Annotated in this window: 19 protein-coding genes and 1 tRNA gene; 11 read left to right on the top strand and 9 right to left on the bottom strand. The window is 56.7% G+C overall.

Annotation, left to right across the window (positions count from 1 at the left end; genetic code table 11):
- The first annotated feature begins 1 nt into the window (after position 1).
- From SynMEDNS5_RS08935 to cbiB, 5 genes are read left to right on the top strand one after another with little or no spacing between them, the layout of a single operon-like run.
- Positions 2-1,156, top strand: coding sequence for a PIN/TRAM domain-containing protein (locus SynMEDNS5_RS08935; RefSeq protein ID WP_186583050.1), 1,155 nt, complete (start codon positions 2-4; stop codon positions 1,154-1,156).
- A gap of 30 nt (positions 1,157-1,186) precedes the next feature.
- Entirely contained in the window at positions 1,187-1,858 is a 672-nt protein-coding gene (locus SynMEDNS5_RS08940) for an ATP-dependent Clp protease proteolytic subunit (RefSeq protein WP_186583051.1), read from the top strand.
- A 51-nt stretch (positions 1,859-1,909) separates the two neighbouring features.
- Entirely contained in the window at positions 1,910-2,512 is a 603-nt protein-coding gene (locus SynMEDNS5_RS08945; RefSeq protein ID WP_186583052.1) for an ATP-dependent Clp protease proteolytic subunit, read from the top strand.
- Positions 2,513-2,568: 56 nt separating this feature from the next.
- Entirely contained in the window at positions 2,569-3,564 is a 996-nt protein-coding gene (gene ilvC, locus SynMEDNS5_RS08950) for a ketol-acid reductoisomerase (protein WP_186583053.1), read from the top strand.
- A 27-nt stretch (positions 3,565-3,591) separates the two neighbouring features.
- Positions 3,592-4,587, top strand: coding sequence for an adenosylcobinamide-phosphate synthase CbiB (cbiB, locus tag SynMEDNS5_RS08955; RefSeq protein WP_186583054.1), 996 nt, complete (start codon positions 3,592-3,594; stop codon positions 4,585-4,587).
- A gap of 1 nt (position 4,588) precedes the next feature.
- Here cbiB and SynMEDNS5_RS08960 read toward each other — a convergent pair whose 3' ends face one another.
- Entirely contained in the window at positions 4,589-5,170 is a 582-nt protein-coding gene (locus SynMEDNS5_RS08960; protein ID WP_186583055.1) for a hypothetical protein, read from the bottom strand.
- 156 nt (positions 5,171-5,326) lie between these two features.
- Positions 5,327-6,085, bottom strand: coding sequence for a sugar transferase (locus SynMEDNS5_RS08965; RefSeq protein WP_186583056.1), 759 nt, complete (start codon positions 6,083-6,085; stop codon positions 5,327-5,329).
- A gap of 196 nt (positions 6,086-6,281) precedes the next feature.
- Here SynMEDNS5_RS08965 and SynMEDNS5_RS08970 point away from each other — a divergent pair, with 196 nt between their 5' ends.
- Positions 6,282-6,539 (top strand): hypothetical protein, encoded by a 258-nt coding sequence (locus tag SynMEDNS5_RS08970; protein WP_186583057.1) that lies wholly within the window; start codon positions 6,282-6,284, stop codon positions 6,537-6,539.
- Here SynMEDNS5_RS08970 and SynMEDNS5_RS08975 read toward each other — a convergent pair whose 3' ends face one another.
- The 3 genes from SynMEDNS5_RS08975 to SynMEDNS5_RS08985 all read right to left on the bottom strand — a co-directional run bounded on the left by SynMEDNS5_RS08975 (position 6,540) and on the right by SynMEDNS5_RS08985 (position 9,408).
- Positions 6,540-7,265: a DUF1345 domain-containing protein gene (locus SynMEDNS5_RS08975; protein ID WP_186583058.1), complete on the bottom strand. Its 726-nt coding sequence runs from the start codon at positions 7,263-7,265 to the stop codon at positions 6,540-6,542.
- Between the two features lie 512 nt (positions 7,266-7,777).
- Positions 7,778-8,791 carry a hypothetical protein gene (locus SynMEDNS5_RS08980; protein ID WP_186583059.1) on the bottom strand — a complete coding sequence of 338 codons (1,014 nt, stop codon included), beginning with the start codon at positions 8,789-8,791 and terminating at the stop codon, positions 7,778-7,780.
- 80 nt (positions 8,792-8,871) lie between these two features.
- Positions 8,872-9,408, bottom strand: a complete 537-nt coding sequence (locus SynMEDNS5_RS08985; protein WP_186586030.1) for a hypothetical protein — start codon at positions 9,406-9,408, stop codon at positions 8,872-8,874.
- A 48-nt stretch (positions 9,409-9,456) separates the two neighbouring features.
- Between SynMEDNS5_RS08985 and SynMEDNS5_RS08990 the strand changes: the two genes are divergently transcribed.
- From SynMEDNS5_RS08990 to SynMEDNS5_RS09000, 3 genes are read left to right on the top strand one after another with little or no spacing between them, the layout of a single operon-like run.
- The gene (locus SynMEDNS5_RS08990; RefSeq protein WP_255440107.1) at positions 9,457-11,667 is read left to right on the top strand and encodes a heavy metal translocating P-type ATPase; all 2,211 of its coding nucleotides are present in this window, start codon (positions 9,457-9,459) and stop codon (positions 11,665-11,667) included.
- Positions 11,664-12,167: a hypothetical protein gene (locus SynMEDNS5_RS08995; RefSeq protein WP_186583061.1), complete on the top strand. Its 504-nt coding sequence runs from the start codon at positions 11,664-11,666 to the stop codon at positions 12,165-12,167. The genes SynMEDNS5_RS08990 and SynMEDNS5_RS08995 overlap by 4 nt, the downstream gene beginning before the upstream one ends.
- Positions 12,168-12,181: 14 nt before the next feature.
- Complete coding sequence (locus tag SynMEDNS5_RS09000; RefSeq protein ID WP_186583062.1) at positions 12,182-14,338, top strand: hypothetical protein; 2,157 nt, start codon at positions 12,182-12,184, stop codon at positions 14,336-14,338.
- Here SynMEDNS5_RS09000 and SynMEDNS5_RS09005 read toward each other — a convergent pair.
- On the bottom strand, positions 14,299-14,811 hold the full coding sequence (locus SynMEDNS5_RS09005) for a hypothetical protein (protein ID WP_186583063.1): 513 nt from the start codon (positions 14,809-14,811) through the stop codon (positions 14,299-14,301). The genes SynMEDNS5_RS09000 and SynMEDNS5_RS09005 overlap by 40 nt on opposite strands.
- A 93-nt stretch (positions 14,812-14,904) precedes the next feature.
- On the opposite strand from SynMEDNS5_RS09005, the gene SynMEDNS5_RS09010 reads away from it, so the two are divergent.
- Both SynMEDNS5_RS09010 and SynMEDNS5_RS09015 read left to right on the top strand, forming a co-directional pair.
- The gene (locus SynMEDNS5_RS09010) at positions 14,905-15,531 is read left to right on the top strand and encodes a carbonic anhydrase (protein WP_255440108.1); all 627 of its coding nucleotides are present in this window, start codon (positions 14,905-14,907) and stop codon (positions 15,529-15,531) included.
- 83 nt (positions 15,532-15,614) lie between these two features.
- A complete protein-coding gene (locus tag SynMEDNS5_RS09015) occupies positions 15,615-15,932 on the top strand; it encodes a hypothetical protein (protein WP_186583064.1) in 318 nt (105 codons plus the stop codon).
- Between the two features lie 4 nt (positions 15,933-15,936).
- On the opposite strand, the gene SynMEDNS5_RS09020 is transcribed toward SynMEDNS5_RS09015, so the two are convergent.
- The 3 genes from SynMEDNS5_RS09020 to SynMEDNS5_RS09030 all read right to left on the bottom strand — a co-directional run bounded on the left by SynMEDNS5_RS09020 (position 15,937) and on the right by SynMEDNS5_RS09030 (position 19,253).
- A complete protein-coding gene (locus SynMEDNS5_RS09020; RefSeq protein WP_186583065.1) occupies positions 15,937-18,105 on the bottom strand; it encodes a hypothetical protein in 2,169 nt (722 codons plus the stop codon).
- Between the two features lie 500 nt (positions 18,106-18,605).
- The gene (locus tag SynMEDNS5_RS09025; protein WP_186583066.1) at positions 18,606-19,013 is read right to left on the bottom strand and encodes a hypothetical protein; all 408 of its coding nucleotides are present in this window, start codon (positions 19,011-19,013) and stop codon (positions 18,606-18,608) included.
- A 153-nt stretch (positions 19,014-19,166) separates the two neighbouring features.
- Positions 19,167-19,253 (bottom strand) — tRNA-Ser (locus SynMEDNS5_RS09030).
- Positions 19,254-19,267: the final 14 nt, after the last annotated feature.

The raw sequence follows: 19,267 nt of genomic DNA on the forward strand, positions 1-19,267 counted from the left end.
GATGGTTGAAGCGCTCATTCTCATTTTGTTTCTCATCTCCGGTTCAGCCACCGGCTGGATGGGAGTGCACCTGCTTCCCCAGGAGCTTCTCGATGATGTGAATGCCCAATGGGTGCGCTTCGGGCTCACGGCTGCCGGGGCGGGCATCGGCATCGTGGCAGGGCTGGTGTTCCGCAGGCTGCGGCAACAATTGATGCGGCAAGTCCGCACCATGCCCACCGACCTCCTGGTGAGCCGGGCTGTGGGACTGATCCTGGGGCTTCTGGTGGCCAACCTGCTGCTGGCACCAATCCTGTTGCTGCCTTTGGCAGGAGCCAGCTCGTTAGTGAAACCGCTGGCAGCCATCCTCAGCAATGGATTCTTCGGCGTCTTGGGGTACAACCTGGCCGAGGTTCACGGACGAACCCTGCTGAGGCTTTTCAACCCAACTTCTACGGAAGCTCTTCTGGTGGCTGATGGTGTTCTGACACCAGCGACGGCCAAGATTCTTGATACCAGCGTGATCATCGACGGACGTATCCGTGGAATGGTCGGCTGCGGCCTGCTTGAAGGCAAGGTGATCGTGGCGCAGACCGTGATTGATGAGATGCAGCAGCTTGCTGACTCCAACAACCTGGATAAGCGCGGCAAAGGGCGCCGTGGACTCAAGCTCCTGAATGAATTGCGAGAGGCCTACGAGCGCCGCCTGGTGATCAACACCACCCGCTACGACGGTGCAGGGACCGATGACCGTCTGCTTCAGCTGACCGAAGACACCGGTGGCACCCTGGTGACCGCTGATTTCAACCTGGCCCAGGTGGCCCGTCTGAAGGATCTGAAGGTGATGAATCTCAGTGAACTTGTGATTGCGTTGCGTCCTGAAGTGCAGCCCGGAGATGAACTCAACCTGAAAATCGTGCGTGAGGGCAAAGAGGAGCACCAAGGTGTGGCCTACCTGGAGGACGGCACGATGGTGGTGGTGGAAAACGCCCGATCGGCCATCGGAGAACGGCGGCCTGTCGTGATCACCGGTGCTCTTCAGAATCCCAGTGGACGCATGGTGTTCGCCCGTCTGGATCAAGACCGGGCCCCAAGCGTCGTTGGCAAGGAGAGCAAGGCGTCCAAAGCTCCCCGCAAGTCCAAAAGCAATGAGCGTCCAGCGCCAGAATCCCGCTAGGCTCCTGCCACGACAGCTGATGAGAAGCAGATGACCACGTCAGCCCCGTATTACGGCGACTCGTCGGTGATGAGAACACCACCGCCGGATCTGCCGTCGCTGCTGCTCAAGGAAAGAATCGTCTACCTAGGGCTTCCTCTCTTTTCAGATGACGACACCAAGCGTCAGGTGGGCATCGATGTCACAGAGCTGATCATCGCCCAACTCCTTTATCTGGAGTTCGACAATCCTGATAAGCCGATTTACTTCTACATCAACTCCACCGGCACCAGCTGGTACACCGGTGACGCCATCGGCTTTGAAACCGAAGCCTTCGCGATCTGCGACACCCTTCGTTACGTGAAACCGCCTGTTCACACCATCTGCATTGGCCAGGCGATGGGGACAGCGGCCGTCATCCTTTCAGCCGGCACTAAAGGGCAGCGCGCAGCTCTTCCCCACGCCTCAATCGTGCTGCACCAACCCCGTAGTGGTGCCCGCGGCCAAGCCACCGACATTCAGATCCGCGCGCAGGAGGTTCTCCACAACAAGCGCGCCATGCTTGAAATCCTCTCCACCAACACGGGGCGCTCTGTGGAAGAACTGTCGAAGGATTCCGACCGCATGAGCTATCTCACTCCCGACGAAGCCAAGGACTACGGACTGATCGATCGCGTTCTAACCAGTCGCAAGGATCTTCCGGCACCGGTTCCCGCTGCCTGACCCTCTCCCCCTTCATCCCCAACCTTTCCCACACGTCACCCCCAAGGAACCATGCCCATCGGAACCCCGAGCGTCCCTTACCGCCTTCCCGGCAGCCAGATGGAGCGCTGGGTCGACATCTACACCCGCCTGGGAGTGGAGAGGATCTTGTTTCTTGGCTCAGAGGTGAATGATGCCGTCGCCAACAGCCTCGTCGCTCAGATGCTGTATCTCGATTCCGAGGACAGCGGCAAGCCGATTTACCTCTACATCAATTCTCCCGGCGGCTCGGTGACAGCAGGCTTGGCCATCTACGACACCATGCAATACGTGAAGAGTGACGTTGTCACCATCTGTGTCGGCCTGGCCGCCTCCATGGGCGCGTTTCTGCTTGCAGCTGGTACCAAAGGGAAGCGACTGGCACTCCCTCACAGCCGGATCATGATCCACCAACCCCTGGGCGGAACGGCGCAGCGGCAGGCCAGCGACATCGAGATCGAAGCCCAAGAAATTCTGCGCATGAAAGAGATGCTCAACCGCTCCATGGCAGAGATGAGCGGCCAGAGTTTTGAAAAAATTGAGAAAGACACCGATCGTGACTACTTCCTGAGCAGCCAGGAAGCCAAGGACTATGGCCTCATCGATCGCGTGATCGCTCATCCGAACGAGGCCTGAGCCAGCCGGCGCTTGCGTAAGCTCAGTCGTTACCCAGCTCCACAACCACCGTCCGGATGGCTCAGCTTTTCTACGACACCGATGCCGATCTCTCGCTGCTCAGCGGCAAGACGGTAGCCATCGTCGGCTATGGCTCCCAGGGTCATGCCCACGCCCTCAATCTCAAGGACAGCGGTGTTGAGGTGGTTGTCGGTCTTTACGAAGGCAGCCGTTCTGCTGAGAAAGCCAAGGCGGATGGCCTTGAGGTTCTCTCCGTGGCAGAGGCTTCAGCAAAAGCCGACTGGATCATGGTGCTGCTGCCCGATGAATTCCAGAAGGACGTCTATGCCAAGGAGATTGCACCCCACCTGAAAGCGGGCAAGGTGCTGAGCTTCGCCCATGGTTTCAACATCCGCTTCGGGCTGATTCAGCCGCCCGCCGACGTGGATGTGGTGATGATCGCCCCCAAAGGTCCCGGTCACACCGTGCGCTGGGAATACCAGAACGGCCAGGGCGTTCCTGCCTTGTTTGCTATCGAACAGGACGCCTCCGGCAACGCCAGGGGCCTGGCCATGGCCTACGCCAAAGGGATCGGCGGCACCCGAGCGGGAATTCTGGAGACCAACTTCAAGGAAGAAACCGAGACCGATCTGTTCGGTGAACAGGCTGTGCTCTGCGGCGGTCTGTCTGAACTAGTGAAGGCCGGTTTCGAAACCCTGGTGGAAGCGGGATACCAGCCGGAGCTGGCCTACTTCGAGTGCCTGCATGAGGTGAAGCTGATCGTGGATCTGATGGTCAAGGGTGGCCTGTCGGCCATGCGCGACTCCATCTCCAACACCGCCGAATACGGTGACTACGTCAGTGGTCCACGCCTGATCACGGCTGACACCAAGGCGGAGATGAAGCGCATCCTGGGCGACATCCAGGACGGCACCTTTGCCAAAAACTTCGTGGCTGAATGCGAGGCTGGCAAGCCTGAGATGAACAAGATCCGGGACCAAGACCGCCACCACAAGATCGAGGAAGTGGGCAAGGGTCTGCGATCGATGTTCAGCTGGTTGAAAGCCTCCTGAGCCAGGGCCATTCAGCCCGCGTACCTGGTGATCGCCGCTGCCGGTCTCGACTGGTTGATCGGCGATCCCCGATGGTCACCCCATCCCGTGGTGTGGATGGGGCAGGGCATTCGCTTTCTCAGGCAACGGATGGAACAGTGGGCGGGAGACCGTCCCAGGGAACTCAGGTTGAGCGGTGGCCTGATCACCACTGTGCTGGTCTTGACCAGCGTTGCTGCTGGATGGCTGGTTGAGCGCCTTTGGCTGCAGTCCAACGGACTATGGCAGTGGGCTGCTGGTTTGATCCTGGTAGTGGCGCTGGCCAGTGCTCTGGCGGCACGCAGCCTGCAGGACGGAGTCATGGCTGTGATCAATGCCCTCCCAGAGAACGGCGATCAAGAGCCGGCCCTTGCACGCGAGCGTCTGAGCTGGATTGTGGGCCGTGAGACGAAGCAACTCAGCCACGAGGAGATTCTGCGAGCAGCAGCGGAAACGGCCAGTGAAAATGCAGTGGACGGCATCTTCGCGCCCTTGTTCTGGATGCTGGTTGGCGTTGCTCTGTGGAGAGCAGGCTGGCTCCAAGGGCCAGGCCCCCTCGCGCTGGCCTGGGGATTCAAGGCCAGCAGCACCCTCGACTCCATGCTGGGCTACAGACGCGGGAGATTGCGCTGGCTGGGAACAGCAGGCGCCCGTTTGGATGATGCCCTCACCTGGCTGCCCTGCCGGCTGGTGATGGTGACGCTGCCGCTAATCAGCCGCAGCTGGGGGGTGTGGCCCTCGTTGGTACGGGCAGCGGAACGGGATGGATCCCTGGATCCTTCACCCAACGCTGGACGGTCGGAAGCGATCTACGCCCATTGCGCTGGAGTTCAGCTGGGAGGCAGCAACCGCTATGGAGACACGTGGATCGAAAAACCCCTTCTCAAGGCCGGAGGAGCTGAAGCCGACGCGCACGGAGTACGCACCATCCTGAGCCTGTCGGCACGACTGGAATGGATGTGGCTGGTTGCCGCGAGTGGGATGAGCCTGCTCACGAAGCAATGACTCAGCGGGTGTGAAAACGTCCCAAGATCAGGGCAATGAGAATGGCCACGTACAGCTGGCCGCTCACGGTGATCACGGTGACGATGACCTGGGACGTGACATCAGCAGAGTTCATCACTCCGGATCCAACAGTGGTGAGCAGGTTGAACGAGGCCGCCATCAGCACCGGGGCGTAACGCTCCACAGCCAGCGCCTCGCCCCCTGCGAGAGCAGCAGGATCACCCTGGGTCAATACAGATAAATCAAAGGCCGATGGATGCAGTTCGAGCGCTGCGTTCAGCAGAACTCCACCCGCAATCCCAATCAGGAGGTACCCCTGCGCAGCCCCCATCACCACAGCCACAGTCACAAACGGCTCTCGGACCAGCGACCGAATCATCCACAGAACATTCGCTAAGAAAAAAACGGTCCAAACGAGCACATGCGGCAGCGTGAGCCAATGACCAAAAGCCGGCAGAAAGACCAATGCCAAATGCCAGAGCACTTCGAGTGCAATCGCTAGAAATCCGAGGGCGTAGAGCCACCTGATTTGACGCTTGATTCGGCTGTAACGCACTAAGAATCCCATCAGCACGACTGCCAAGGAGATCAGAAGAACCGACAGAAAAAACGGATATTGAACCGCAAGCGGGAGCAAAAGCAGAAACAGCAGCTTATTGACCAGGAGTACGAAGTAGCCCCTGTGACGGAATCGGAGACGCTGTATCTGCTCTTTCGAGTAATGCCCCATTCCTGTGGATCAATAAGCTCCCCGATCCATCGGCAGAAGAAGCACGCCGAATGTGCGCAAGATGATGGCGAAATCCAGAAAGAATGATCGGCCTCTGGCATAAGCCAGATCTAGTCGAACCCTTTTGGAGTAACTGAGGTTGTTGCGACCGCTTACCTGCCAAAGCCCAGTCAGTCCTGGGCGGACGGCCAGAACCTCATCCATGTAGTCGGAGTAGCGCTCAATTTCCTTATCCACAATCGGCCTCGGACCCACCACGCTCATCTCTCCACGCAACACATTGAGGAACTGGGGGAGTTCATCAAGGCTTGATCGCCTGAGAAAACGCCCAATCGGCGTAATCCGCGGGTCTTCCCGCAGCTTGAAATCACGCTCGAACTCAGCACGCATGGCTGGCGATCGCTCCAGCACCTGCGCCAGCACGGCATCCGCATCGGCTCGCATGGTGCGGAATTTGATGCAGCCGAAGCGGCGGTATCCCCGACCAACGCGTTTTTGCACGTAAAACACAGGCCCCGGAGAACTGAGCTTCACCAGTGCTGCCAACAAGCCAAACAATGGGGCGCCCAAGGCGAGAACAGCCAGTGAAAAGAGCACATCACCGCTGCGCTTGATGCTTCGCCCGACCCTGCTTTGACGGCGAACAAGGGTGAGCGCTGTCAGGCTCGACGGAGGCGCGGAAATCAGCTCGAGATGCCGGCGAGAGGCACGACGCCTGAGCCCGGAGGCCGAAGACTTCAATACAGATCGCCCTGATGCGCTGAGCAATCTCCGTCCCTCGTGTCTCATCCCAATCAATCGCACCGCGAACGATCCGTCAGGCGAACGGGGCCAGTAGCGGCAACGGCACAGAACCAATGCACGCGACCTTGCCTCCGCATCAAGCCGTCTTACAACGCGACAGATTCATCACGAAGTCTCTCAGGCAATTGCCGCCGGGGTGACTTGTCCCGAAGCTTGGGTCATGGCAACGACCAGCACCCCTCTCAACAGCCTGCTCGAAGAGTCCCTCAAGGAGCCCTCGATCGGTGAAACCGGCAACTTTCGGTGGCATGCCACGCCTGTGGGCATCGCCGCGCTCTGGCAATCCAACAGCCAGCCGCTCACCCCTCCCTTTGACGATGCCCTCAAAGAGGGGCTGGAAGTCGGACTCGATCTCAGCCGCGAAGAACGCGAATTTCATCAGGTCAGCTTTGGGCTTGTTCTGCTGTTTCATTCCTAATCAGGCACTGGTGACCAGGTTGAGCACGGCAGAAATCACCGTTGAATAAAAAAGAAAACTTACAATGGAGTGGAACCAGACCACCCTTCGAATCCTCGAATCTTCAAGCGTTACATCACTCATGGCATAGGTGAGACCTACCGCGAAAGCGACGTAAAGAAAATCGGTAAAGATTGGCTCACTCCCTTCGAAGATCAATCCCTGCGGGGACTCACCATTCTCGCCACTTCGGGGGTTGAGCTGAAAATAACTCTTAGCATAGTGAATACCGAAACCATTATGCAATTGCATCCACGTAGCGAACATAGACAAGAAATACACAACAATCCTCAGCCATTCTGGCAAGAAACTCTGACCGGAATGAATGTCACTGATGCTCAAGCTTAACAGGGCAATACTCATAAAAGTAAACAAAATCGTTCTGAGGATAAGCCGCATACGACGAGCCCTTTCATGGCCGAAGAGCGTTCGTGTTTGCGGAAGATTCAATCGTGATGCACAAACATTGAAACGGACAAGGTCGATCAGCATGGCGCTGAGAAACCCAACAGAAAAGGCTTCATCAAGCACATTCCAACGCGCCCCCATGACCCAGAAGATGATCAGGGCAACAACAACACCAATCGAGCCAGCGATCTTGGCGCGCTCAAGATCATGAAATGCACTGAACAGCTGATGGGAAAAAGACGAGGCCGTCATGGCCACATATTCATGATTCAAATCCATTCATAGGTCAGGAACCTGCTCCAAATGAGGTTTTACTCCTGATGCTTAAGTTAGAGGAGGTCTATTGACGCGGCCATGAGCGCTGATGCGCATAAAACCACTCACTTTGGAGTGGAGCATCGACTCCATGCCAGAGCCCGCATTCGCTTCAGGTCTGAGCCCAGTCCAGAGACGCTGCGGAGCGTCATCTGGCTGATTGAGCGTGATGAATCGGGCGTCATGGCTCGCTCAGCACTGGCGGGACGTGGGCTCGTGCTCTGGTGTGTCGACAAGGAACAATCCATCGAGATTGGCTTACAACTCCTCCAGAACGTGCTGCAAGCTCCCTGCGCGCACCTAGTCATCCCCCCCGCACGCGGATTGGCCGGCGTGCTTCAGCGATCCCGTAAGGGTGGCATCAAAGTTCTAATGGCCCTTGCCGTGGCTGGTTGGGCTCTCCCTGTCCTTCCTGGTACACCCTTCTTTTTGATGGCCTGGTGGTTGGGATGGAGACCAGACCCATCGCCTGCCTCTCAGCGGAAATCGATCTCGATGCAAACGCCTTTAACCCTTGCGGATAAAGGAGCCAATCCATGAGATTCTTTGGGTAAGACGATCTGCAGACGCTGTTCAAATGCAGAGATTTCCAGCTTTTGATCTCGGCAGGTGATGCGCAAATCCGCCTTTTGGACACCGGGAGCAAAAACACGGCAGGTGAGCGTCAATCGCCCCTGCTGATCCCCACGATCCCAGCGCACGGATGGAGGCGGTGTGGATGCTGAGCTCCACCATTGTTGAATGAAATCCCGTTGATTCATTTCGTCGCGCCCAGTGATGAGAACGGGGAGTCCCGAATCTGGTAATGGCGTCACGGTCCAGCCCTGACCCTGCAGAACAATGCGAGTGAGTGGAAGGGAATTAAGAGGCATCAGGGCACAGCGTCGTCTCAGCAAAGGCCAGCGTGCAGCATCTCCAATCAGCGCCAGCACCAACTCGCTGTGAGCAGGGTTGTTCAAGTAAGTGGAGAGTTTCTGCAACCGCCTTCTCCACACCTCTGGTGGTCGTAGATCGTCAGCAGCAGGCAATTGCAAGCGCAGCACTCGGTCAAAGTGCGAAAGCTTCCGCCGGGTTTCAGTCCACCAGGTCAACAGGGGGCCCCAGAGGGAATCGAGCAGCTCAGGGCCCTGGCGAGCCAGTTGAAGCATGGCAAGAGCCTGGGTAGCCGGTGGAAGCACCACCGTTACAGCGCCGGCAACGCTGGACTCGATCTCGTGATCCAGCTGTTCAGCAAGCCATAGCAAGGCCTGGAGATCCCGGAGTCCCGGCAGCAGCCAGGGAGGCCTGGGGTCAACATCCTCGAAACCCAGCATCAGAAGCCAGGGAGTGAGGGGCTGTTTCAGCTCACTCCAAAGCATGCGGGAATGCGCATCGACAGCGAAGGGCTTCACGGTGCGAGGAAAGTCGTTTGGAAGAATCAGCGACAGATCCCCTGCAAGGTCAAGAACGGGACCATCATCAGGCTGTGCAATCAACAGATCTGAGGCCATTTCCAGTTGATCAGCGCAAAGGAAGACCAGCGATGGCACTGTCAGCCTTTGCAATGTATTGACCACTACGTTTCAAGCCATCACGTCAATTTTGGCATCGCTGAATCGGAGAAAAGCAAGTAAATTCCCGGGAGATGGGTGAAAGCGATGTTCGAGCTGGAGACAGTACTTGCCTTCGGCGTTGGTGCCGGATTGGTTGCATTGGCACCAATGGTGAAGCGTTTCGGCAATCCCCAACTCGGCGATTCGATGAACCAGACAGGGCGTTCCATGGCAAAAAGTGGAATCAAATTGGGGGTCACCGTGGCCAGTGCAGCTGGTGCTGCTGCCAAGGGGGTCGCGCGCGGAGCTGCTGAAGCAGCCGAGGGGCTTGGAGATTTGGTTGCTGAAGCCAGGCATGAAATGGAGTCCTCTGGAGAAACAGATGAGCCTGCTGTCAAGTCGACCAAATCCAAAAAAGTCACTGAAGTCACTGTCGAGTGAGGAATTCCACCACCATCTCTGGTTGCCTCACTATGAGGGAGCAGTCGACTACTGGCTTTCAGCTCATTCATCGCAGTAATCAGCGACTGCGCTTGAGTCTTCCTCACGATCGCAAGGCTCCTGAGGCGCTGCATCAATGGTTGGCTAGTCAACCTGAAATCCTCTCAGCCAGGGTCAACACCTTGGCTCAATCACTCATCATCACGCTGCCTCCATCCAACTCAGGCTGGAGCGACGATGACGTGATCCGCTGGATGAATTCCCTCCCCAGCGATGGGGAACTGGTTCATCAACTCAACGCCTGTCCTCCGATTCAGGACGTTGCGTTGAGTGGTGGCAATGAGGAGGAGCCCTTCGTCCCCTCCCGGATCATTCTTCCTGTCAGTTCCTTGGCACTGGCACTACTCGCCGGCCCCTTATCGCTGCCACCTCTGGGCGTGGCGATCTTCATTCTCATTGCAGCCCGCCTGAGCTTCCGTCGGGCCTGGGAGGGCCTGCGGGATGAACGCCGCATCAACGTCGATGCTCTCGACGCTTTGGCTGTGGGTATTCACAGTCTCGAGGGATTTCTTATTGGCCCGGCGTTGATGATCAGCATGATTGAGGGCGGTGAAGCGGTTCGCGATGCCACCCAACGGATTGCGCATTCAGCCAGTTCCGATCTCCTGGCAGGTCTTGAGGCGGATGTCCGCCGTGTTGATGACGCCGGAAACGAAACGATCGTGCCCAGCTCCGAACTCAAATCAGACGACAGAGCCATCTTTTATCCAGGGGACAGCATTCCCTGTGATGGAATCGTTGAAAAAGGCGAAGTCAGCTTCGATGTTGTGAAGCTCACCGGTGAATCTGTCCCCCGTCACGCCGAGGCAGGAGATGAAGTTTTGGCTGGATTCATCCTGCTTGAAGGGACCATGATCATGCGCATCACGGCTGTTGGCTGCGACACCCGTATCGGCCAAATCACAGCGTTGATCGACTCAGCTCCTGTTTTCGACACTCGGGTGGGCAATGTCGCAGCCAGGGTTGCTAATCGCTTCGTGTTGCCGACTCTTGCATTGGCAGGGGTCTCACTGCTTCTGAGTGCAGGCAATCTCGCCCAGGCGGCCTCCCTGCTGATGTTCGACCTGGGCACCGGCCTCAGGGTTTCTGTCCCAACTGCGATCATGGCCGCCCTGACACGCGCAGGGAGCCAGGGACTCCTGATTCGTAGTGGACGTGCGCTCGAACTTCTCGATGAGATCGACGTTGTTGTCTTCGATAAGACCGGCACACTCACCAAAGGCCACCCCTCCGTGGTTCATTTTGATGTGCTCGACCCGTCCTTTGCGCCAGAAACACTGATGCATCTGGCGGCATCCGCCGAACAAGGACTAAACCATCCGATTGCAGAAGCCGTCGTTCAATACGCGGCACTCTCAGAACAGCACCCAGCCACTCCTGATGCATGGGATTACAAGGTCGGGCGTGGTGTCTCCGCTGTGATCGATGGCCATTCCGTGTTGATCGGGAACTCCAGATTGCTTCGCGAAGAAGGCTTAACTGAGCCAGAACTAGCGATTCGCCCTGATCTAGACACAGCAACACCTGTTTTTCTTGCCGTCGACGGTGCCATCGTCGGTGTCTTCCACGCCGCCGATACCCTGCGTCCCGACAGCCACGCCCTGGTGCAAGAACTGCACCGCCGCGGAATCCAAGCGCACATGCTCACCGGCGACATTGCACCCGTTGCTCACGCTGTGGCCGCTCGGCTTGGTCTAAGGCCAGATGAAGTGCACGCGGAAGCGCTACCCGATCAGAAAGCCGAACTGGTGAAAGCATTCAAAGACCAAGGCAAACGCGTCGTGTTCGTGGGAGATGGCATCAATGACTCAGCGGCTCTGGCCTACGCCGATGTGTCTGTTTCATTCGCCTCTGGCAGCGACCTGGCCAGGGAAACCGCTGACATCGTGCTCACGAACGATCGTGTTTCCGATCTGATCGCTGCACAGGATCTGTCTCGGCTCACCTTCAAACTCATCCGCGAGAACATCGGCATCGTTGGCGTTCCCAACCTCACCGCACTGCTCATCGGAACCTTCTTCCCCCTGGGACCCATCACAGCCGTGCTGATTAATAACGGGTCCTCCTTGGTAGCTGCTGGCAATGCCATGCGCACGCTCAGATTTCGTCCTTCCCCCCTACCAGAACCGCAAAGCTGCGACCTGCCGGCACCATTGCGCGCCAGTGATCTTGCCAAACGCTTGGGAACGACCCATCAAAGGATTAGCTCGATGCGCAGGAGAGGGGGACTTCACTCTTGGAGCCGCCTCCAAGATCCTGACGGACACAGCTGGCGCTACTGCGAAACAACTCAGATCTACCACCCGCTGGAAATCGCTGAGGCGGTGGCTTGAGCAGCAGCGACTGCCTGATCTTGCGCCACCGCAACTCCCTGCGTTGCCGATACACGATTTGTTCGTCGACCTCAATTTGCTGGCGTCAACTCGAACGAGAACTCTCCAATCGCCTCGCCAACCACAGCATTCAGTTCCGTTGCAACAAACTAGCCGGTTCGATTTCGTTTCACACCACAGCAGCTCTGGGTGAACTGAATTGGCACGTCGCAACCCAGGCCCTGGTGGCGTCCCTCAATGCTTTGGGGGCCACGCCTCCCCCTGCCAAGGTGTTGGCGATTTCCGTAAAAACGATCCGGTCCCCATTGCCACCCCTTGGCAATGCCATCACGTTGGCACTCAGTGTGAGTCTCGCCCTGATGGCCTTTCTGCTTCTGCTGATTGGTCTGCCAGCGCTCCTGCTGCCGTTGTCCCCGGGTTCTGTTCTGATTCTCCTGGCGACTTGGTGTCTTGAACTTTCACTGCTGATACGACGTCCCTTCGTTCAATACGCCCCCTGATTGCCGTGACAACCATGGTTTCGATCACCTCGGATGTCCAACTCTGGACAGTGGTCAGTGACCTTCCCGGCAGGGTGAGGGTTCGCTGGAACCCTGCACTCTTCAACGTTGAGACACTACGTCACACCCGATTGGTGCTGGGTGGTTGTCCCTGGCTGCTGGGATTCCGCATCAACCCCCTGGCCGGAAGTCTCTGCATTCATGTGCGCTCCGACCACCGCTCGAAGCTGGAGGAGCTGCTTGCCCTGGCATTCGATCCAGGTGGCACTCAACTCGAGCCGGATTGCGAGGCTTTGGTGCGGTCGAGACGCGCAAGCCGCGTGTTGTTGCACGGTGGAGTCTGCACGGGGATCCTGTTGTTTGATCTCTTAATTCCTCTGCCGCTCACCCTGCTGGTTGGCCTGTCGTCGGTGATGATTTGGCCAAGGATCCTTACAGGCTTGCGATCTCTCTTCAAGGGGGAGACCGATTACGACTTGATGGAGCTTGGACTCTCCGGGCTCATGCTCTTCCAAGGACTTCCCGAGGAAGTTCTCTTGGATCTCAGCATTCATGATGGAACGGGCCTAATGCAGCAATCCATGCTGCCCGCCGAAGAGACCGGAAGCCCCAAGCGCTTGTTGCAGCGACTCGAAGAGCGAATTCATCTCACATCGCCGGATCCCGATCAAAAGACCATCTGCCTTTCAGATGCGAAACGCGGGCAAAAGTATCTGATTCATGCCGAACAAATGTGTCCCTTGCGTTCACGCGTGGAATGCGGGGATCTACTTGTGATTGATAAACGCATCAACGGTGACTGGCAACCACGCTGGTTGAAGCAAGGCGATGGCGTCAAAGCTGGGGCGCTGGTGATTAAAGGCAAGGGAGTCCTGAGCCTGCAGACGGAACTCGACAACGACCCTACCTATGCCTTATTGCATAAACAGCAAACACACAGCGGCCTCGAAGACAACGTTTTAGCGGACGATCTCGCATCAATCGGTCGCTGGATGAATCCTTTTCTGCTGCTGAGCAGCGGTGCCTTGATTGCCACTGGTGCCGGCCACGCGGCGCTCGCCCCCCTGCAATTCACGCCCTTGCATAACTGGGAACAGAGCGTAAGTGGTGCCAGGCTGACAGCGGTAGCTGATCTGAAGCTACACAACGTCAATATTCACAACCCCAACACGCTGAGCAGTTTCGGCAGGGTCAAGCACCTTGTGGTGACCTTCAGCGGCCTAAACCATCACCGTGGGATCAATTTAGAAGAGCACAGGATCGAGGATGGCTTAGCAGAAGGAAGCCTGGTGAGACTTCTGTCGGGAATCCAGTCCTGGTTGGTTGAAGAAGGAGGGCCCTCGATCTGGGCTGATCAGCTACGCAAGATCGACAATCCCACAGCGATCGACTCGGTAACGATCGAGTCAGCAAGCCGTCGCTTCAATGTAGTGACAGCAACTGGTGAAAGATACTTAGTGGAGCCTGGGGTGACGGAATCGCCTTCCACCTCAGATGTTCCGGAGATCCTGCAGCCCCTGACCATTTTCCGTGATGGCAACGCAATCGGCAGGATCACCATGACAGTTTGTCCTGACGATCACTGGATTCAAGCCTCTTCTTGGCTCAAGAGACAGGGAATCAAGCTTCATGTGGTCTCCACCCTTCCGCCGAAACAGCTGAGAACCAGCGTTCACAGCCTGGGCATTCCTGATGGTCAAATCCATGGAGGTTGCGACGGAGCCAAGCGGGTCGCACTGGTCAGACGCCTTCAAGGACAATCCCAAACTGGGGTGGCCTATCTGGGCTACCTGATCCAGGACCTCGCAGCCCTTGAATTGGCCGATGTCTCAATTGGCATGCGCGTCGAAGACGACAGCCTCTTCATCTCCGAACTCTGCGATCTGACGATTCCCACGAACGCAGGATGGATTCCCAGACTGATCGAGCTGAGCCGCAGATTGCAGTCCACAGAGAACGGCAACTTTGGACTGATCACTACAACCCAGCTCATTTCGACCCTGGCAACCGTTGTGGGTTGGATCCCGCCGCTTCAGACCATCCTTCTCGCCGACCTACCGATGTTGATTGCTGAATTGCACAACATCTTGAGCGTTGAACGAGTGGGCTACCCGGCTGGGGATGCTGGAACTCAGCTGGCGGCCTTCACAAGTCGCCATGACGATCGCTGACCCGGCCGCTGGATCCGCAGGCAGCGAAGCCCTCGTCTCTCGAAGCCTTTGCCGTCGCAGAGATCCTGCAAAGGAGGTAAGCGCCTGAGCTGAAGAAGATCCGCCAGCTCACGGCTGTCCACTTCGATGCCAGTTCGCACAAGCTGTTCAAGGATCTCGAGACGTTCTCTGAACAGCCTTAGATCTGCGAACTGCTCAGCTTTCATCCAATTGGATTCGCCACTGACGACAGGCAAAGACGACGCATCACTCTCGCCATGGGCCTGAACCAGCTCAAGCTCGGTCGCTACAAGCTCCCCACCTTCGCCGGTGGCCGCAGCTCTCAAACGTGAAACGTCACTCGCCCGCAGGAATGTTCGCAGCCCTCGACGCTCAGGAGTGATGCCAATGCGCTGAGCCAAGACAAGGATCTCAGCTCGCGAGAGTCCCAGCTCGGATTCGAGCCTCGAGAGGGTCAGCATCTCATCAGCCATGGGCAAGCAACGGACCACCGGGACATGTTGGTCGCGAACAGTTCAGAACGGGGTGGTCATGACGACACCGTGTCCAGAACATCGAGGCAATTCATGGCAACCTTCGACCAAAACCCCTCCACGAAAACGGACATGACGATGACGCCCGAACAGAGTTTTCAAGCCTTGAAGGCGGGGCATGAGCGATTTATGGCGGGAAAATCGCGGCACCCCCATTCCTCAGCTCACAGGCTCAAGCAGCTGGTGGATGGTCAACGTCCGATGGCCGCCATCTTGAGTTGTTCCGACTCGCGCGTTCCGGTTGAGTTGCTCTTCGATGCGGGGTTTGGAGATCTTTACGTGGTCCGCACCGCAGGGAACACAAGTTACAGCGACACCATTGGCTCTCTCGACTACGGCGTGCTGTCGTTAGGCATTCATCTCATTGTGGTGATGGGGCATGAACGCTGCGGAGCCGTCACAGCAGCCTGCACTTCAGAGGAAACGCTCACGCCAGCGCTCAGCGATCTGGTTGGCACCATCCGCTCCAATCTCAAACGCGTTGGTATGAGCAATGATGTGGGCGCAGCCTGCCGAGCCAACAGCATGGAATCGGCTCGCAGCTTGGTTCATGGCAGTGCGTTGATGCAGGAGCGGGTGAAGCAAGGAACTCTTCGTATCGAAGCGGCTTGTTACACCCTCGAAGAGGGGGCCATCGAGTGGCTCGGTGCTGTCTCCTGATGAGCACAAGTCGCTGCTTTTTCGGCATAAAGCACTAAATTTGAAATTGTTTATCGGCCTTCCTTTCCGGCCCCTTCACCACGATGTTCGAACTCGAATTTCTCCTGGCCATGGGCGTCGGCGCTGCTCTTGTTGCTGTGGCACCTACCGTGAAAGCCATCAGTGGAAAGGAAACCGACTGGAGCCGCTCGGTTAGCAACAGCGGACGCACCATTACCAAGCAGGGCCTCAAGCTTGGAATTCGTCTGGCGGACACAACGGGGGCTCTCTTGAAAGGTGTAGGACACGGCTTTTCAGAGGTCAGCGAAACCTTCACAGACCTTCTCGCTGAAGCTCGTGCGGACCTTGAAACCAACAAGTCAGCCCAACCTGCTGCGACCGTGACATCCAAACGCGGTTGAACTCCTAAGCCCTCTTTCCACGCATGAGGCTTGCAACAGAGCGGGAATTGAAAATATCAGCGGTGAGGATCGGTAGATCCACAAGAATCACTGCAACCAAAGGGTTGAGTGGGATCACAAGGTTCACCAACACCACCAACAAGTGAGGCATGAGCACCCAAATCACTTGCTCTTTCTGCCGTCGCTGGAACCGTTGGCAAAGATTGACCAGCACAGGGAGCTGATCAATACATCGAGGTGCTATCAGAACATCGGCAAGCTCCTGGGAGAACGCCTGATCCAGGTCAGAGATCCGCATCCCCACATCAGCAGCTGCGATTAAGGAAACATCCGTATCCTCACCCGCGAGCAGCATCACCGGTCCCTGGGAGCGACACTGCCCAAGCCAGGCCAACTGCTTGGAAACATCGGGCTCAAACACAACATTCTGATCCGGAAGATCGAGTCGTTGGCGCAACAGATTGGCGTACTGCATGTCCCACCGCATCATGAGCGTGATCTGCACACCACTTCGCTTCAGTCTTCGCAAAGCTCTTAAGACCCGTCGCGATTGACTCACCTTGAAGGTCACCCCTCCAACCAATTGACCGGAGCGGATCACATACATCCAGGTCCGGTGACCGATGGGACCGAGATCCCCTGAATGGTGGAGCTGACGGGCACGCAAGAGATTCGGCCCTCCAATCTCAATCTGCTCACCCAACACCTGACCACGCCATCCGAACGAGCCATTCATTTCGATCTCTTCCACGCTGCATGGATCCAGATCCATGACTTGAAGAAGCGTGGTGTAAGCCGTGAGTCCGAAAGGTCGCTGTTTGCAACGGAACCCAGCCAGGATCTGCACCAGTTCGTCGGCACTCGCATCCATGAGTGGGTGAAGGCTTTCCAGTTCCATCGACATGAAACGGCCAAGCACTGCTTCCGTGATCAACAACTGATGGCTGGCCGCTACCGAGGCACAGACCTCAGGTCTTTGCAGAACCATGCCCAGATTCAAGGCATCCCGCTGGAGAGCGCCCAATTGCAATGAACAGCTCAACTCCCAGTCGCTCAGGGGATCAAACTGAAGCAGTCCTGCCGCACGACTGGACTGTCCTGAGAGAAGCAAACCACCTCCCGCCATCAGGATCATGGGGACGGTGCGCGAGTGCAGACGACGTGAAGCCTCAATGATTGGTGGTGGAGCGACCTCTGAGGCCATGACTTTGGTGAGGTAATCCTCTGGTTGCAAGGGGTCTTCAATTGCAATCACCCGGATCACAAGATCACCACTGACCAGCCGGATCCCCGCAGGCAGCTGTTGAAAAGGCCTGACTGGGATCTGCACAGAGCGACCATCGGCCCAGAGCGAAGCAACAGTTCCTGCCCCTTGCACCACCTGTCCGTGACAGGGCAATCGCTCGCCTTCCAGCAGTCGCAGATGATCACCGGCCCTGAGGCTGACACGAGGAATCTCGACCAAGGCCCCATCGGACGCCTGCAACCTCACCGAACAACGCTGACAAAAGTCATCAAGACGCTCCCGAAGCAACGTGCGCTGCTCAGGGCCAGGCGTCCAACGCTTGAGCGAATGATTGCCAAGTTCAATCCCCCACTCCAACAGCAATGCCTGACCATGACCGCGAAAAGCGAGGGAGCCGTACCAAAGAAGATCCAGGGTCTTGGCTGGAATCTGCCCTGCACGCCGTTCGGACCAAAAGGCTCGCAACAACGGCAGGAACAAAAGCGGGCCCACTGGAAGCAACAGCAGCAGAATCGGCAGGTCAAGAAGCGCATTGACACCGAACAGGGCCAGCACAAGAGACAGTCGACGCAGAGCCTGCGCATTGACGGAGGGCGCAATGGACAGGGACAGAGCCGCCTCCTGTTGCGCGGACTGCTGAAGGAGCATGAGGACTGCTCGTTTACGCGTGAGACGACGCGGGTCTCCCTCCAACGTGAGGCTGCCGGCCATGGCATTGGCCCGAACATGGCGGACCCAACGACGCTGGAGTGCCTGATGGGTGAGTGCCTGCACCTGAAAAGGGTCCAGGGAACAGCCCACGCTGCGCAGTCGCAGTCGGCCTGGAATGGAGTGCATCACCTGCCAGTGCATGCCGCTGGCTGGACAGAGCAGAACCTGACCGACGCACAAATGCTTCATGACCACAGCGTGGCGTGGTGAAGGCATCAGCCAGGTGTCGCTCGCAACCTTCAAACAGCATTGGTTTGTAACTGAGGCCATTCCTGGGAGGAGAAAGGCACTCGCCCTCGAAAACTCATCCGGCCCCGAAAACTTCTAACCCCAGAGGTTCTCAAATATTTTGCCATCATCTTTAAAGACAAGAGCCACAGAATCACCTGCGAAAGGTCGAAACTTAGCCTCAGCCTATCAACAATCAAAGGCTATCAATGAAGACAGACCAAGAACATCTGAGCATCGATTACCCCGACTAATGCACAGTCGCAAATCCATCAAAACAAAGATTTTTTCCTTCAAACGCATTTTTCGGATAACGGCCAGCCTGAAGGCACTCAAGCAAAAGCAACAAACACCGACAGGCCTCTCCAACAATCAGCTTTGGGCTTGCACTGCTGTTTCATTCCCAACCAGGCAATGGCGACAGGATTCATCACATTCCCGTTCACATTGAACATTCCGGACGACAAATCCTAGGATTTAAACACTTTTCAAGAACTATACAACACGTCAAGTCTTATCCGAAAATGAATATAACCATCCGCGCCTGGATCAATCAAAACAACGACATCCTCGGGTACACGCATGCCATGCTCAGCCAAAATTTGAATATGGTTGTTAATAAATTCTTGGCCTGACACACGCAGCACAGGACAACGATTCAAGCGTTCATTACGCTGACGCATGGCCACAAGTGAACGATCACCATCGCCAGGAAGCTTTGGGATGGACGCTTGGAACCAAATTTGCTCCTTGATCCATTCAACATCAACGTAAATATCATCCGGGACACCAACAATCTCTTCCATGGCCTGGCGAGGATGACGCAAAAAGAAGTCGCGCCTTTCAGGTGAACTTTTTAACCACGGCGCAAAAAACTCCCGAAGCTGAAAGGCCACAACGCATTAATCAAAAACAGACAAATCAATCATAAGCATCACTTGACAAAAAATAGTGTTGGCTAGCGCCAGCGAATTAAACCCTTTCTCACACTCCGCAATCGCATCAAGAGCAAGACGTTGCAACCGATGAGACAACGAAAAGCAAAAAAACGGAGAGGGTGGGATTCGAACCCACGAGGGTGTGACCCCTACACGATTTCGAGTCGTGCGCAATCAACCGGACTCTGCCACCTCTCCTTGCGCAGTGAAGC

The organism is Synechococcus sp. MEDNS5, assembly GCF_014279875.1.
Lineage (GTDB): Bacteria > Cyanobacteriota > Cyanobacteriia > PCC-6307 > Cyanobiaceae > Synechococcus_C.

What these genes read in the sequence shown, in the direction of transcription:
- SynMEDNS5_RS08935 (WP_186583050.1), top strand. Translation starts at nt 2, where the DNA reads ATGGTTGAAGCGCTCATTCTCATTTTGTTTCTCATCTCCGGTTCAGCC.
- SynMEDNS5_RS08940 (WP_186583051.1), top strand. Translation starts at nt 1,187, where the DNA reads ATGACCACGTCAGCCCCGTATTACGGCGACTCGTCGGTGATGAGAACA.
- SynMEDNS5_RS08945 (WP_186583052.1), top strand. Translation starts at nt 1,910, where the DNA reads ATGCCCATCGGAACCCCGAGCGTCCCTTACCGCCTTCCCGGCAGCCAG.
- ilvC (WP_186583053.1), top strand. Translation starts at nt 2,569, where the DNA reads ATGGCTCAGCTTTTCTACGACACCGATGCCGATCTCTCGCTGCTCAGC.
- SynMEDNS5_RS08970 (WP_186583057.1), top strand. Translation starts at nt 6,282, where the DNA reads ATGGCAACGACCAGCACCCCTCTCAACAGCCTGCTCGAAGAGTCCCTC.
- SynMEDNS5_RS08975 (WP_186583058.1), bottom strand. Translation starts at nt 7,265, where the DNA reads ATGGATTTGAATCATGAATATGTGGCCATGACGGCCTCGTCTTTTTCC.
- SynMEDNS5_RS08980 (WP_186583059.1), bottom strand. Translation starts at nt 8,791, where the DNA reads ATGGCCTCAGATCTGTTGATTGCACAGCCTGATGATGGTCCCGTTCTT.
- SynMEDNS5_RS08985 (WP_186586030.1), bottom strand. Translation starts at nt 9,408, where the DNA reads ATGCAGCGCCTCAGGAGCCTTGCGATCGTGAGGAAGACTCAAGCGCAG.
- SynMEDNS5_RS09000 (WP_186583062.1), top strand. Translation starts at nt 12,182, where the DNA reads ATGGTTTCGATCACCTCGGATGTCCAACTCTGGACAGTGGTCAGTGAC.
- SynMEDNS5_RS09005 (WP_186583063.1), bottom strand. Translation starts at nt 14,811, where the DNA reads ATGGCTGATGAGATGCTGACCCTCTCGAGGCTCGAATCCGAGCTGGGA.
- SynMEDNS5_RS09010 (WP_255440108.1), top strand. Translation starts at nt 14,905, where the DNA reads ATGGCAACCTTCGACCAAAACCCCTCCACGAAAACGGACATGACGATG.
- SynMEDNS5_RS09015 (WP_186583064.1), top strand. Translation starts at nt 15,615, where the DNA reads ATGTTCGAACTCGAATTTCTCCTGGCCATGGGCGTCGGCGCTGCTCTT.
- SynMEDNS5_RS09020 (WP_186583065.1), bottom strand. Translation starts at nt 18,105, where the DNA reads ATGCCTTCACCACGCCACGCTGTGGTCATGAAGCATTTGTGCGTCGGT.